General features: G+C 68.5%; 13 protein-coding genes. 3 read left to right on the forward strand and 10 right to left on the reverse strand.

What is annotated here, in order from left to right:
* Positions 1–10: 10 nt before the first annotated feature.
* The 3 genes from NS1_RS07470 to zapE all read right to left on the reverse strand — a co-directional run bounded on the left by NS1_RS07470 (position 11) and on the right by zapE (position 2649).
* Positions 11–505, reverse strand: a complete 495-nt coding sequence (locus NS1_RS07470; RefSeq protein WP_056818943.1) for a hypothetical protein — start codon at positions 503–505, stop codon at positions 11–13.
* Positions 502–1431: a DUF4129 domain-containing protein gene (locus NS1_RS07475; protein WP_062982897.1), complete on the reverse strand. Its 930-nt coding sequence runs from the start codon at positions 1429–1431 to the stop codon at positions 502–504. The genes NS1_RS07470 and NS1_RS07475 overlap by 4 nt, the downstream gene beginning before the upstream one ends.
* Positions 1432–1569: 138 nt before the next feature.
* The gene (zapE, locus tag NS1_RS07480; protein WP_062982803.1) at positions 1570–2649 is read right to left on the reverse strand and encodes a cell division protein ZapE; all 1080 of its coding nucleotides are present in this window, start codon (positions 2647–2649) and stop codon (positions 1570–1572) included.
* 64 nt (positions 2650–2713) lie between these two features.
* Between zapE and NS1_RS07485 the strand changes: the two genes are divergently transcribed.
* The gene (locus tag NS1_RS07485) at positions 2714–3319 is read left to right on the forward strand and encodes a TetR/AcrR family transcriptional regulator (RefSeq protein ID WP_062982900.1); all 606 of its coding nucleotides are present in this window, start codon (positions 2714–2716) and stop codon (positions 3317–3319) included.
* On the opposite strand, the gene NS1_RS07490 is transcribed toward NS1_RS07485, so the two are convergent.
* The 7 genes from NS1_RS07490 to NS1_RS07520 are packed head-to-tail and all read right to left on the reverse strand — an operon-like array spanning position 3292 to position 10702.
* Complete coding sequence (locus tag NS1_RS07490) at positions 3292–3729, reverse strand: NUDIX hydrolase (protein WP_062982805.1); 438 nt, start codon at positions 3727–3729, stop codon at positions 3292–3294. The two genes, NS1_RS07485 and NS1_RS07490, sit on opposite strands and share 28 nt — an antisense overlap.
* Positions 3730–3754: 25 nt before the next feature.
* Positions 3755–4939 (reverse strand): lipid-transfer protein, encoded by a 1185-nt coding sequence (locus NS1_RS07495; RefSeq protein WP_062982807.1) that lies wholly within the window; start codon positions 4937–4939, stop codon positions 3755–3757.
* Positions 4936–5358 (reverse strand): MaoC family dehydratase, encoded by a 423-nt coding sequence (locus NS1_RS07500; protein WP_056819362.1) that lies wholly within the window; start codon positions 5356–5358, stop codon positions 4936–4938. The genes NS1_RS07495 and NS1_RS07500 overlap by 4 nt, the downstream gene beginning before the upstream one ends.
* 20 nt (positions 5359–5378) lie before the next feature.
* Entirely contained in the window at positions 5379–6350 is a 972-nt protein-coding gene (locus NS1_RS07505; RefSeq protein ID WP_084503574.1) for a bifunctional MaoC family dehydratase N-terminal/OB-fold nucleic acid binding domain-containing protein, read from the reverse strand.
* A complete protein-coding gene (locus NS1_RS07510) occupies positions 6347–7510 on the reverse strand; it encodes an acyl-CoA dehydrogenase family protein (protein ID WP_062982809.1) in 1164 nt (387 codons plus the stop codon). The genes NS1_RS07505 and NS1_RS07510 overlap by 4 nt, the downstream gene beginning before the upstream one ends.
* Positions 7495–8574, reverse strand: coding sequence for an acyl-CoA dehydrogenase family protein (locus NS1_RS07515; RefSeq protein WP_174551976.1), 1080 nt, complete (start codon positions 8572–8574; stop codon positions 7495–7497). Before NS1_RS07515 ends, NS1_RS07510 begins: the two co-directional genes overlap by 16 nt.
* Before the next feature lie 4 nt (positions 8575–8578).
* Positions 8579–10702 carry an acyl-CoA dehydrogenase family protein gene (locus tag NS1_RS07520; RefSeq protein ID WP_062982811.1) on the reverse strand — a complete coding sequence of 708 codons (2124 nt, stop codon included), beginning with the start codon at positions 10700–10702 and terminating at the stop codon, positions 8579–8581.
* 147 nt (positions 10703–10849) lie between these two features.
* On the opposite strand from NS1_RS07520, the gene kstR reads away from it, so the two are divergent.
* Positions 10850–11464, forward strand: coding sequence for a cholesterol catabolism transcriptional regulator KstR (gene kstR, locus NS1_RS07525; protein ID WP_056818959.1), 615 nt, complete (start codon positions 10850–10852; stop codon positions 11462–11464).
* A 344-nt stretch (positions 11465–11808) separates the two neighbouring features.
* A complete protein-coding gene (gene otsB / locus NS1_RS07530) occupies positions 11809–14379 on the forward strand; it encodes a trehalose-phosphatase (protein WP_062982813.1) in 2571 nt (856 codons plus the stop codon).
* Positions 14380–14470: the final 91 nt, after the last annotated feature.

Here is a 14470-nt window from a genome sequence, read left to right on the forward strand (position 1 = left end):
CTCTAACCCCTCACATCGTCTGCAAACGGCGCAGGATCTCATCCAGCGCCTCTTTACCCGGTGCGCGTCCGGTTTGATCGCGCAGCGCGGAGTTCGCCGGATCCACCCAGCGCCACAGTTCGGGTCCGAACTGCAGCTGACCGGCGGCCTCGGTGGCCCGGCGATTCTTGGAAACCCTCAGCCCCGTCGACAGCTCGAATTCCTTGGCGAGCAGGGGCCGCAGGTGTCGATCCCAGTCGGCACGGGTGCCGTCGGCGCGAGCGGTGAGCATCTCGGCGCGCGCGTGCCAGCGAACGAGCATCTCGGCGGGACCGTTGTCGATGTATTCGGTGAGCGGTTCCTCGCGGATCACGCGGTGGCGCAGCGACCAGACCAGCATCGCGAGCGCCGCGGCCACCGGTATGGCGACCGCGAGCAGCACCGAGTCACGATCCAGACGCACCAACGCCACTTCGATCACAGCGACCGCGAGTACGGCCGTGACGATCACCGAGGTCCGATTCACGCCGTCACCAGCCGGCGTTGCAGGTCGGTGAGCACGATGCGCAGCAGTTGTTCGGCGCGCATGCGCTGCCATTCGAGCATCGAGTGCGGGCTGAACCGCGCCTCCTCGAACAGCGCGACCAGCTCACGGGCCGAAGCATCGTGCAGCACACCGCTTTCGAAGGCCCTGGCGAGAACCTCCATCGGGGTGTCGGAGGCCAGCGGGCGGGCGGCGAGGTCGCTGGACAGGCCGCGCTCCATCGCCACATAACAGGCGATGATGGCGGTACGCGGGTCCTGACCCGGGGCGTTCATCGCGGCCAGGCCCATTTCGGCGGCGCGCGTGAGCGAATCGACTTCGCTGGCGGTCGGTTCGTTCTCGACGGGCGCGGCAGGGGCCGGTTCGCGGCGCGCGGCCACGGCGACGACGACCAGACCGACCAGCGCGACCACGATCAGCACGATGGCCAGGATCGCCGCGATCACCAGGGCGGTGCCGGTGAGTTCCGTGGGTCCGGTCGTGGGGTCCGCGGCATGGGTGTCGGTGGTGGGGACGGGGCCGGAGCCCTCGGCCAGCGTTTCGGCGGCCGGGCGCATCGGGCGGGCGCCGGGCAGCAGGAACAGCGCGGTGACGCCACCGGCGAAGATCAGCGCGACCGTGGCCACGGCGATCGGGACCAGCAGCGCCATCCTGCGCCACTGGATGCGCGGCATGGCCTCGCGTTCGGCTTCCGGCATCGCCAGCGGCAGTCGATGCTGGCTGGCGATCACGCCCGCCACCAGGATGACGATCGAGACCAGCAGCAAGACCGGCATCACGGCGACGAGCAGCGGCGAAGGAGCGCCGGTCGAGTTCGACCCGGCGCCGGGCAGACTGCCCTGCAACGCGATCGTCGCGGCGACGACCAGTGCGATCACGACAATCGCCCGCGTAATGGGCTGATTCACCCCGATCACAGCTGTACCACCAAACCCCGAGAGACTGCACAAAACAGCCACATAGTTACATGCCGAGTGGTCCGCTCGAGAGAAAATCGATGCTTTTGGACCCTCTCCTAATATTGTCCCCCTGGGATCAAGGGCATGCTACGCAGTGCGAACGTTTAACTCGCCAGTTAATGGCAACTCACCGAGTCGGCTGGCGGTGCGCGCCAGATCTGGAATCGCGGGGACGCCAGCGGTCAGCTCGTGTGGGGGTTCGGGGGCGTGGACGGTGAACGGGAGATCGGCGTCGTAGAGGACGTCGACGAGGTTCACCAAGCGCATGGCCCAGTCGGGCGGGACTTCGCGTAGCGGCGGGACCTCGCGCAGAGTCCAGTGGCGGTAGCGCTCGGCGAGACGGAGATAGTCGGCCGCGTTGGTGGGGGCGGCACAGATGTCGTGGAAGCCGACGGTGATGGCGTCGGCGGTGGCGTGGGCGCGGAGGTTTCGGCCGTTGCCGATGGGCACGTCGACGCGCGGGAACGCTGATTCGATACCCGCGGTGACCACGTATCGACCCGCGAGGAAGCCGGTGTCGCGGTGTGCGGTCCTGGTGCGGTAATCGAGCGGTCCGTCGAGGGTGACGGTGTCGAGGTTGGCGAGGATCCGCGCGATGGTGGGCCGGAAGTGGTCATGGAACAGGGGATTGGGCAGCAGGCCCTCGGGCCGGTAGTTGGAGGTGACCACGAGGGTGCGGCGCTCGGCGAAGAGGGTGTCGAGCATGCGGGCGACGAGCATGGCGTCGCCGATATCGGTGACGTGGAATTCGTCGAAGCAGACCAGGTCGGCGTCACCGAGGAGTTCGCCGATCGCGCGTTCGATCGAGCCGAGGGCGTGGGTGGCCGCGTGCAGCGACGCGAAGAAGGCATGGAAGTGGAAGCGGCGCTTGCGCTCTGTGTCGACCGTGGCGAAGAAGCGGTCCATCACCATGGTCTTGCCCCGACCCGGGCGACCGTGCAGGTAGACGCCGGACCGATCCGGGCGCAGGTCGGCGGGCTGCTCGGGTCGACCAGCATTGCCGCGCCCGAAGGGACGCATGAGCGGAATGCCGAACCAGCCCGTGCGCCGACCGCCGCGTTCAGCGGGGCGTCGGGCACCGAGGGGGCGGCCCGGATCCAACAGTGATTCGAGCGCGCGCAGGGCCGCCTGTTGTGCGGGGTCGAGCACCACGGTGTCGGGTTTCATGCGAACTCCTTCGTCCTCTACAGTTGTAGAGGACGGGCGTCGCGGACGGCCAGGAGAGGTGACGATGTCCACAGACCGGCGGGTGCGGATCGTGGCGGGGGCCATCGAACTCATCGCGACACAGGGAATCCGCGCACTCACCCATCGCGCGGTGGATACCCGGCTGGCATTGCCACCGGGTTCGACCTCCTATTACTTCCGCACCCGACAAGCGTTGATCGAGGCGGTGGCGGACGGGATCACCGCTCGATCGCGCTCGGATTTCCTGGCCGCACAGCGGGAATTCGCGAACCGACAATCACTGGACCCAGCCCAGGTCGCGCGCGATATCGCGACGTGGCTCGCGCAGCTGCTCACGCATCGCCGCAACGAGCTGATCGCCCGGCACGCCTTGATCATCGAAGTCCTGTCCGACCCCGAGCTGCACGCCCGCCTGGCAGGCAGCCTGTTCTCGCTGGACCGCGCCACCGCGCTGTTCGACGCGCTCGGCGCCGTCGATCCCCGCGCGTCAGCCCGCGACTTCCTCGCGCTACTGGAAGGACTCGTCTTCGATCGGTTCGCGGGACTGCGCGCGGGATCGGCGGCCGACGTCGATCAGCTCGCCCGGCCACTGGCTGATTTCCTCACAAGTGGTCGTAACTATCAGCCCTGCCAACCGAATTCGGAATAAGGCTCGGCTGAATTCAACGCCGCCAATCCGAGCGCGGAATATTCGATCAGATCGTCGGGTAGTTCGCCGAGCAAAAACCATTGCAGCGCATAGCATTTATCGGGCTCGCGATTGAAAGGTTCACCGCGCCAATCCTCGACGCGAAAGAACAGGCCGAGACGGGAGTCGCTGCCCGGTGCGGTGACATGGGCGACGTGCACCAGGCGCAGGGCCGCGGGATCGATCTCGACCCCGACCTCCTCCGCGGCTTCGCGGACCGCGGCCGTCGCCGCCGATTCGTCGGCCTCGAGTTTTCCCGCGGGCAGGTGCCAGCGGTGATCGAACCCGTCGCCGCTGCGGCGCAGGCTCAGCAGGACCTCGTCGCCGCGGATCAGCAGGATGTGCACGTCGACCAGGTGGCGGGGAGTCACCTGGTCGAGCGTAGAAGGGCCGAGGCTACGACGTCAGCACCAGCCCGGAGGTGGGGACGCCGGTGCCCGCGGTGACGAGGATGCGTTCCAGGGCGTCCACCTGGTTCACCGAGGTACCGCGGATCTGACGGACCGCCTCGGCGATGCCGTTCATGCCGTGGATATAGGCCTCACCCAGCTGGCCGCCGTGGGTATTGAGCGGAAGGCGCCCGCCGAGCTCGATGGCGCCGTCGGCGATGAAGTTCTTGGCTTCGCCGCGGGGGCAGAAGCCGAGCTCCTCGAGCTGCATGAGGACGAACGGGGTGAAGTGGTCGTAGAGGATCGCGGCCTGCATATCGGCGGCGGTCAGGCCGCTCTGCGCCCACAGCTGGTCGCCGACGAGACCCATTTCCGGCAGGCCGGTCATGGCGTCGCGGTAGTAGCTGGTCATCACGTACTGGTCGGCGCCGCTGCCCTGTGCGGCGGCCGCGATGATCGCGGGGCGCTGCGGGAGGTCGCGGGCGCGTTCGGCGCTGGTGACCACGATGGCGACACCGCCGTCGGATTCCTGGCAGCAGTCGAGCAGGTGCAGCGGTTCGGCGATCCAGCGCGAATCCTGGTGCTGTTCCAGGGTGATCGGCTTGCCGTAGAAGAAGGCATTGGGGTTCACCGCGGCGTGCTTGCGGTCGGCGACCGCCACCGCGCCGAAATCGGCACTGGTCGCGCCGGTGACGTGCATGTAGCGGCGGGCGACCATCGCGACCTGCGCGGCGGGCGTGCCGAGCCCCTGCGGGTAGGCCCAGCCCGCGTCGATCCCCGATGACGTGGGCGCGGCGGCCAGCGCGGGCGAGAACTGTCCGAACCGAGCGCCGGACCGTTCGTTGAACGCGCGATAGGCCACCACCACATCGGCGACCCCGGTGGCTACCGCCATGGCGGCCTGCTGCACGGTCGCGCACGCGGCACCGCCGCCATAACCGATGTGGCTGAAGAACTTCAGACTCGGGATGCCGACCGCCCTGGCCACTGCGGCCTGGGTGTTGGTGTCCATGGTGAAGGTGGTGAGGCCGTCGACATCCTCAGGCGTGAGGCCGGCGTCGGCCAGCGCCGCGCTCACAGCCTCGGCGGCCAAACGCAATTCGCTGCGGCCGGAGTCCTTGGAGAAGTCGGTCGCGCCGATGCCGACAATGGCGGCGTGTCCGGAGAGACCGGCCCGGGCAGTGGTGCTCATTTCGGCTCCAGATCGGGAAGGGCGATGACGGCCGTGGCGGTGATGTGCTCGCCGAGGCTGTCTTTGCCGTGCACGTCGATGGTGACCTGGGTGCCGTCGATCTCGGTGACCGTGCCGGAAAGGGTCAGGGTGTCACCGGCGTACAGCGGCACGCCGAGACGAAGAGCGATGCGCTTGACCAGCGCACGCGGACCGGCCCAGTCGGTGACGAAGCGCTGCACCAGACCGGTGTCGGTGAGGATGTTGACGAAGATGTCGCTCGACCCGCGCTCGACCGCCTTGTCGCGGTCGTGGTGCACATCCTGGAAGTCCCTGGTGGCCAGCGCGGTGCTGATCACGAAGGTGGGATCGGCGTGAATCGCCAACTCCGGCAGCACAGTTCCCACCGCGAGGGTGGCGAGTTCGACCGTGGGGGTCATCGAGGCGTCCTTTGCGGTCATCACACGGCCTGCCAGTACGGCAGCACGGTTCCGTCGGCGAGCTTTTCGAAGGCGACGCGGACGGGCACATCGATGGCGACCTCGGCCGGGTCGATGCCCCGCAGTTCGCCGAGCACGCGCACGCCTTCGTCGAGTTCCACCAGGGCGACGACGAAGGGCAGGTCGCGACCGGGCACCTTCGGCGCGTGGTGCACGACGAAGCTGAACACGGTGCCGGTGCCCGCCGCCACGACGTAGTCGCCTGGCTCCGCCTTGTCCTGCCAGAGGGCGGGAATCGGCGGGTGCCGCAGCGAACCGTCGGGCAGCCGCTGGATCCGCAGCTCGCCGATTTCGGTACCGGCCCAGAAGAATTCGGTGTCGCGCGAGATCACCGGACCGACCCGGCCCTCGGGCGCGGTCTCGATCCCGTCCGTGGCGGGCGCGGCCGCGGCGGTGCCGGGGGCGAACTTCAGCAGCCGGAACAGCATTTCGGTGACGACCTCGTCACCGACCGACCAGGTGGTGGCGTAGGTGAGGAACCAGCCGTCACCCAGCCCGGTTCGCTTGGGGCCCTTGACTTCCGCCAGCTTGCTGGTGACCTGTACCTCTTCACCGGGCCGCACATAACGGTGGTAGGTCTGCTCGCAGTTGGTGGCGACGACCGAGGTGTAGCCCGCCGCGTCGAACAGCTCGTTGGCGAGGTTCATCGGGTCGTCGGCGGCCCGGACTCCGTGCAGTCCCTGCATGGTCCATACCTGGGCCATCGCGGGGGGCGCGACAATGCCGGGATGCCCCGCCGCCCTGGCGGCTTCGTCGTCGACGTAGATCGGGTTGGCGTCGCCGAGGGCCTCGACCCAGTTGTGGATCATCGGCTGGTTCACCGGATCACGACCGACGCGCGGCGCCGACTCCCCCGCCGCGACGATCTTCGCCGCGCCCTCTGCGAGTTCTTCTGCGGTGACCGATTCCGGCACGCGCCGCTCCTTGTTCATCGGGGTACGCGCGGGAGGTCGAGGCCGGCCGTGGCGACCAGTTCGCGCATGATCTCGTTCACGCCGCCACCGAAGGTGACGACGAGGTTCTGCTTGGTGCGCCGGTCCAGCCAGCCGAGCAGCTCGGCGGTGCCGGGCTCGGCCGAGTCGCCGTAGCGGCCGATGATCTCCTCCACGAGGCGACCCGCGTCCTGCAGCGATTCGGTGGAGAAGATCTTGGTCGCCGAGGCGTCGGCGATCACCGCGTTCTGCGCCGCGGACGTATCGGCCGCCGCGACCTGCCAGTTCAGCAATTCGTTGAGCCGAACCATGGTGCGCACCCGACCGAGCGCGCGCCGAACCTCGGGCTCGCCGAGCAGGCTGTGCTGCGCCGACCAGTCACGCAGGCGGTCGTAGAGCTGTTCGATCTTGCCCGAGGGGCCGAGGCTGACGCGCTCGTGGTTGAGCTGGGTGGTGATCAGCCGCCAGCCGCGGTTCTCCTCGCCGACGAGCATCTCCGCGGGCACCCGCACATCGTCGAAGTACGTGGCGTTGGTGTGGTGGGCGCCGTCGCAGGTGATGATCGGGGTCCAGGAGTAGCCGGGGTCCTTGGTGTCCACGATGAGGATCGTGATGCCGCGGTGGCGGGACTCGACCGAGCCGGTGCGGCACGCCATCCAGACGTAGTCGGCCTCGTGGGCGCCGGTGGTGAAGATCTTCTGCCCGTTGACGATCCAGTCACCGTCGCCGTCGCGCACCGCGGTGGTCCGCAGTGCGGCGAGGTCGGTGCCCGCCGACGGCTCGGAGTAGCCGATGGCGAAATGGATGTCGCCGGAGAGGATTCCGGGCAGGAACTTCTTCTTCTGCGCGTCGGTGCCGTACTTCTGCAGGGTCGGCCCCACGGTCAGCAGGGTGACCAAGGGCAGCGGAACATCGGCGCGGACGGCCTCGTTGAAGAAGATCTGCTGTTCCATCGGGCCGAAACCCTGGCCGCCGAACTCCTTGGGCCAGCCGACACCGAGCCAGCCGTCGCGGCCCATCCGGCGCACCACCTCGCGGTAGGTGTCGCCGTGCCGGTCCACCGCCATCGCCGCGGCCTCGGCCGGGCTGATGAGATCGGCGAAATAGGAACGCAATTCTTCGCGCAACCGCCGCTGTTCAGCGGTCAGATCGATGAACATCTTGCTCCCAGAAGGTCGAGCCGCAGACCCGCTCCGCCGAGAAGCCGGGCGAGGTCTTTGGCCTGCGAGTAGTAGCGGTGCATCGGGTGGGTGATATCCACACCCAGTCCACCGTGCAGGTGGTGACATTTCTGCATGGCGCGCGGAACTTCGGCCGCGGCCCAGTACGCGAGCACATCGAGGTCCTCATCGATGCGGTCCTGGAGCTCCGGCGACGGATCGGGCTGCGCCAGCGCCCAGCACGCCGACTCCGCGGCGACGTGCAAGGTGCGCGACACCACGTACAGATCGGCGATCTGCTGCGCCACGGCCTGGAATTCGGCCAGCGGCCTGCCGAACTGTTCCCTGGTGCGCACATGCTCGGCGGTGAGCGTGAGCGCGCCCTTCAACAGGCCGTCGGCGACCGCGCCGATACACGCAAGGGCGTGACGGTGCAGAACGGGCAGCACGTCGGGCAGCAGTTGGTCGGCCGGGATCTCGACGTCGTCGAGCACCAGCGTCGCCTCCGGAATGCCCGCCGAACCGGCCACCGGGATGATCTCGAGGCCCGGCGCGACCGAATCGACCAGTGCCACACCGCTATCGGTGGGCACCAGAATCCACCGGGCCTCCGACGCGTAGATCACGCCGGACTTGCGGCCGGTGATCCGCACCGTATCGCCGTCGCGCACCGCCTTGGTGGTCGGCGCGGTGGTGAACGGCGCCCCCGGTTCGGTGAGCGCGGCGGTGAGCACGATGCCCTTGCCGACCTCGGCGAGCACTCGCTCGGCCAGTTCGTCCGACAGCACGTCGAGCAGCGGCAGCACACCGAACCCGAAGGTCGGCAGTGCCGCCACGGCGGCGGCATCGGTGGCCAGCTCCATGAGCAGCGCCGATACCTCGAGCAATCCCATGCCGTCGCCGCCGAATCGCTCCGGTACCGGCACGGCGAGCAGGCCGGAGTCGATCAGGCTCGGCCACAGGGCCATATCCCTGGCCGACTCACGTTCGAGCAGGCTTACCACTACCTCGGCTACGGCGTCGGCGCTTTCGTCGCGGGTGAAATCCACGGCGTCCTCCCTCATCGAGCTAACTGTCCGCATCGCGCGGCAGGCCGAGAATCCGTTCGGCGGCCACGGTCAACAGGATCTGCTCGGTACCGCCCGCAATCGAGAGACACCGTGTAAGCAGGAATTCTTTCAGAGCATCGCTGTCCAGAGAACCTTCTGGGCCGACTAGTTCGAGCGCGTATTCCGCCAGCTCCTGCCGATGCCGGACGCCGACCAGTTTGCGGACGCCCGCCTGGGCCCCCGCGTCGACGCCTGCCACCGTCGCCACCGCGATTCGCTGTTCCAGCAATGATCCAGCAATTGACGACGTGATCAGTGCGCCGAAACGGTCCTCACGCAGTTCCGTTCCCCATCCGCCGACCGGGAAGCGATCGAGCAGGGCTTCGAGCGCGCCGCCGATGCCGCCGCCACCCATGGCGACCCGTTCGGCCGAGAGCGTGGTGCGCGCGATCTTCCAGCCGTTGTTCAGCGCGCCGACCAGGCAATCGTCGGCAACGAACACGTCATCGAGGAAGACCTCGCTGAACTTCTCCTCGCCGGTGATCTGTACCAGCGGCCGCACCTGCACGCCCGCGGCGCGCATATCGACGAGGAAGTAGCTGATGCCGCGATGCTTGGCCGCCGACGGATCGGTGCGGGCCAGGCAGATGCCCCAGTTCGCGGTGGAGCCGAGCGAGGTCCACACCTTCTGGCCGCGCAGCACCCAGCCGCCGTCGACCTTCTCGGCGGTGGTCCGCAGGGCGGCGAGATCGGAGCCGGCGCCGGGCTCGCTGAACAGCTGGCACCAGATGACCTCGCCGTGCAGGGTCGGCCAGACGAAGCGTTCGATCTGCTCCTCGGTGCCGAACCGCAACAGCGTCGGCACGGCCCAGCCCGCGACGGCGAGGTCGGGGGTCGCCAGGTCGACGCGGCGCAGTTGTTCGGCGATCTGCAGGCAGGTCATCGGATCGGCGGCGCGACCGTAGGGTCGCGGCCAATGCGGCATCACCAGGCCCGCCTCCACCATCGCCCGCGGCCGCTGCGCCGGGTCGAGGGCGGCGATGGCGGTGATCTCGGCGGCCAACTCGGTGTCGACGGTGGCGTCGCCGAGTACCCGTTCGGCGCCGGTGGTGCGGCGCTGACCGGCCCTGGTGAGCTCGGCGACGCGGGCGCGCCAACGGGCCGAACCACCGAGGAGCTGGCGCAGCGAGCTCGCCCGGCGCAGGTAGAAGTGCGCGTCGTGTTCCCAGGTGAAGCCGATGCCGCCGAGGACCTGGATGGCGTCCTTGGCGTTGTCGACGGCGGCGTCCAGCGCCACCGACGCGGCGACAGCGGCGGCGATCGGCAGCTCGTCACCGCCTTCGTCGATCGCGGCGGCGGCGTCGGCGGCGACCGCGCGGATCAGCTCGGTGCGGCACAGCATCCAGGCGCACAGGTGTTTGATCGCCTGGAAGGTGCCGATGGGTTTGCCGAATTGTTCACGGACGCGGGCATATTCGACAGCGGTGCGCAGGCACCAGCTGGCCACACCGGCCAGTTCGGAGACCGCGAGCGCCACGAAGAGATCGGTGACATCGGCCGTCGACGTGAAGCCGTGTTCGGCGGGGACAGCTACCTCGGCGGCGCTCACCCGCGCCAGCGGCACGGTGTGGTCACCGTGCGCCAGCGGCGTAATCGTCACTGCCGCAGCCGGAATCAGCATCCAGCGAGTGCCGTCGACGGTGTCGGCGGGCACCAGGACCTGCGTGTCGGCATCGGCGCCGTAGACGAAATCCCAAGTGCCGGTGACACTCCAGCCCGCATCGGTGGCCGTCGCCTTCGCGGCCTGCTCGTCGCCGGGCACCGCGACCGCGCACGGAGCGCCCTCGGCGAGCGCGCCCTCGGTGATCAGCCCGGCCAGCGCGGTGGCCAGCACCGGACCGCCGACCAGATCGTCGCCGGTCTGCTCGAGCATCACCGCGAGGTCGGCGACCGTGCCGCCGAGCCCGCCATTGTCCTCCGATAGCGCGACCTCGAACAGTCCGAACTCACCGAGCGCGGGCCAGTAGTCGCGCCAGGCACCCGCACCGCCTGCCCGCATTGTTTCAATCGGCGCGACCGTTTTCGCCCAGCTCCGCAGCGACGCCGCGACGGCTTTGTGCTCGTCAGTGGTGGCGATGGTCACAAGAAGATCCGCCCTTCCGGCGTGGTTACCACTCCTAGAACATGTTCTAATATCTGTGCCGGGCATAAGTCAAGAGCGCTACACTCGCTCCACACTTCTCACGCGGCTCAGCCGTTGAATTTGCACTGAAGCGAAAGGGTTTCCACGATGGACAGTCCCGCACCAACGCCCACCGTGACCACGCTGTCCGAGGAAGAACTCAGCTCCAGCGCGCAGCGCGACCGGCGCAAGCGCATCCTCGACGCAACCCTCGCGCTCGCTTCCAAGGGCGGCTACGACGCCGTGCAGATGCGTGCGGTCGCCGAACGCGCCGACGTCGCCGTCGGCACCCTGTACCGCTACTTCCCGTCCAAGGTGCACCTGCTCGTTTCGGCTCTGGCCAGGGAATTCGAGATGTTCGAGGGCAAGCGAAAGCCGCTACCCGGCGACGGCCCCTCCGAACGAATGCACACCCTGCTCACCCAGATCACCCGGATGATGCAGCGCGACCCACTGCTCACCGAGGCGATGACGCGCGCGTTCATGTTCGCCGACGCCTCGGCCGCCGCGGAGGTCGATCGGGTCGGCAAAGTGATGGACCGGGTCTTCGCCCGCGCGATGAGCGACGGCGAACCCGACGACCGCCAGCTCGCGATCGCCCGCGTCATCTCCGATGTGTGGCTGTCGAACCTGGTGGCCTGGCTCACCCGGCGAGCGTCCGCGACCGATGTCACGGAACGACTCGAGCTCACCGTCGACCTGTTGCTGGGCGATCGCGGATAACCCAGCAACCCGGCAAACCTCGCTGCCGCATCATCACAAATCGCCCATCGCTGTTGACACCCGTCGGCTGTGCGTCTTCCAGTAGGAAGATGCATAGCCGACGTCGCATATGCGAAACAGCGCATCTACCGGCCTCGCGCGCCTCGCCGAGGCCGCCGCATGCCCGGTGAGCTCGATGGATCCGGCGTACGACGGTAGCCGACCGGTCGGTAATTTGCCGTAAAGTCGCGAGCAAACGACCGGGGTTCGTGCGCACAACCTGCCGCGCCGCTCGCGCGGCAAAATTGACGCAGTATTGTTTTTCGCGCCCCCTGATCAACTCCTCCCATCACTAGGTTGGATGCGTGAGCGCACAGGAACTGCCCTTGGATGTCCGCCGTGCACTGGCGTCGGTTGCGCGCGTGCCACGGCTCTTGGTTGCCTCGGACTACGACGGGACTATTGCCCCGATCGTGTCCGACCCGTCGAAAGCGTTTCCCCAACGGGAATCGGTGAGCGCGTTACGCGCGCTGGCGGGGTTGGCGAACACTACTGCGGCGGTGATTTCCGGTAGAGCGCTACGCGATCTGGCCGCGCTGTCGCGCCTGCCGGTCGAGGTGCAGCTGATCGGTAGTCACGGCTCGGAGTTCGACGTCGGCTTCGTGCACGCGATCGACAGCGACGCCAAACAGCTACTGACAGAGATCAATTCGGCGTTCTCGAAGATCGCCGCCGAGAACGTTGGCGTGACCGTCGAGATGAAGCCGGCCAGCGCCGCGCTGCACGTTCGTAACGCCGACCCCGAAATCGCTGGGCGCGCACTGACTTCCGCGCGTCAAGGTCCCGCTCGCTGGGTGGGCGTACAGGTGACCGAGGGCAAGGCGGTGATCGAGCTCGCGGTGATCCCGACTGACAAGGGCACCGCGCTCGACACCATCCGCCATCAGGAAAGCGCCTCTGCCGCAGTGTTCTTCGGCGACGACGTGACCGACGAGAAGGCGTTCCGCGTGCTGTCGGGGCCCGACGTCGGCATCAAGGTCGGCGAAGGCGAGAGCATCGCCAAGCTGCACGTGAACTCCACCGAGGACGTGGCGCGCGCGCTGGCGTTCCTGGTCGAGGAGCGGCGCACCTGGCTGGCCGGGGCGAGCGCCCCTCGGATCGAGCGGCTGAGCATGCTGGCCAGCCCGCGTTCGGTCGCGCTGCTCACCCCTGACGCGACGGTCACCTGGTTCTGCCATCCCGAGCCGGACTCGGCGGCGGTATTCGCCCACCTGCTCGGCGGCGCGGCGGCCGGGCATTTCACAGTGGCGCCGGAGCGGCCGAGCCTGCCGCTGTCGCAGCGGTATGTGGACGGCACGATGACAGTCGAGACACGGTGGGCCAGTTTGCAAGTGGCCGACTATCTGCCGCACGACGTGACCGCCGACCGCACCGACCTGACCAGGGTGATCACCGGCGCCGCGAAAGCCGTCGTCGTCTTCGCGCCGCAGCCCGAGTTCGGCCAGGTGCCGGTGCGCATGGAGGTTGTGCGCAACGGAATCCAGGTCAGCGGCACCAACGATCCGATGGTGCTGCGCTCCCCCGGCGTGGAGTGGGAGATCCTGTCCGACGGCACCAACGAACAGGCCCGTGCGGTGGTCGATCCGTCGATCGGGCCGGTCGTGCTCGAATTGCGCTGCGGCACCGCCGATCTCACGCCCTCGATGACGCCGGAGCCGCAGCGCCGCCAGCTCGCCGAGCAGTACTGGTCGCAGTGGGCGGCGGGATTGCAGCTGCCGCCGCTCAAGCCGGATCTGATGAAGCGCTCGGCGCTGACACTGCGCGGACTGGTGCATCGCCCGTCGGGATCGATCCTGGCCGCGGCGACCACCTCGCTGCCGGAGGACATCGGCGGCGTGCGCAACTGGGACTACCGCTACTGCTGGCTGCGTGACGCGTCGCTGACCGCGCAGGCCCTGGTGACGCTCGGCTCGCTGACCGAGGCCGAGGAATTCCTCGGCTGGGTACACAAGGTGCTCGACACCCTGCCAGGGCCGGAGCGCCTGCACCCGCTGTACACGATCTACGGCGAGACCCTGCCGCCCGAGGCCGTGATCGACCTGCTGCCGGGTTACGCCGGTTCGCGGCCGGTGCGGGTGGGCAACGCGGCCAATATGCAGGTGCAGCTCGACGTGTTCGGGCCGATCGTCGACCTGATCACCTCGATGGCGCACGAACGCGAGCGTCAGGGCATCATCGCCCCGGCCAAGGCGCTGCCGGATGCCGACTGGGAACTGGTGCACGCGATGGTGTCGGCGGTGCAGCGTCGCTGGACCGAACCCGACCACGGCATCTGGGAGATCCGCGGCAATCCCCGCCACCACGTGTACTCCAAGGTGATGGGCTGGCTCACGATCGATCGAGCCCTCACCCTGGCGGAGCGCTTCGATCGTGGAGCCGATCCCGACTGGGCGACGCTGCGCGACACGATCGCCGACGAGGTGCGGGCGAAGGGCTGGAACGACGAGGTCCAGTCCTACACCGCGGCCTACGACGGCACCGATCTGGACGCGGCCACCCTGCACATCGGCCTGAGCGGCCTGATCGACCCGGCCGACCCGCGCTTCGCCGCGACGGTGGTGGCCACCGAGGCCGAGCTGCGCAGTGGCGCCACGGTGTACCGCTATCACCACGACGACGGACTGCCCGGCGGCGAGGGCGGCTTCCACCTGTGCGCCGCCTGGCTGGTGGAGGCCTACCTGCTGATCGGCAGGCGCTCCGACGCCGAGGCTCTCTTCGCACAGCTGGTCGCGGCGGCAGGCCCCACCGGCCTGCTCAGCGAGGAATACGACCCAGTCGCCGAACGCTCCCTCGGGAACCACCCGCAGGCCTACAGCCACCTCGGCCTGCTGCGCTGCGCCCAACTGCTCAGCCACCCGGTCAACGCCTTGGTCTAACCACCCCGCCGCCGAATCCGCCATAACCGCACTCCCAACCCCACACGCCCGACCCATAGGGAGGGCCGGCCACGCAGTGGCCGGTCCGCGG

Source organism: Nocardia salmonicida NBRC 13393, assembly GCF_001613085.1.
In the GTDB taxonomy this organism is placed as follows: domain Bacteria; phylum Actinomycetota; class Actinomycetes; order Mycobacteriales; family Mycobacteriaceae; genus Nocardia; species Nocardia salmonicida.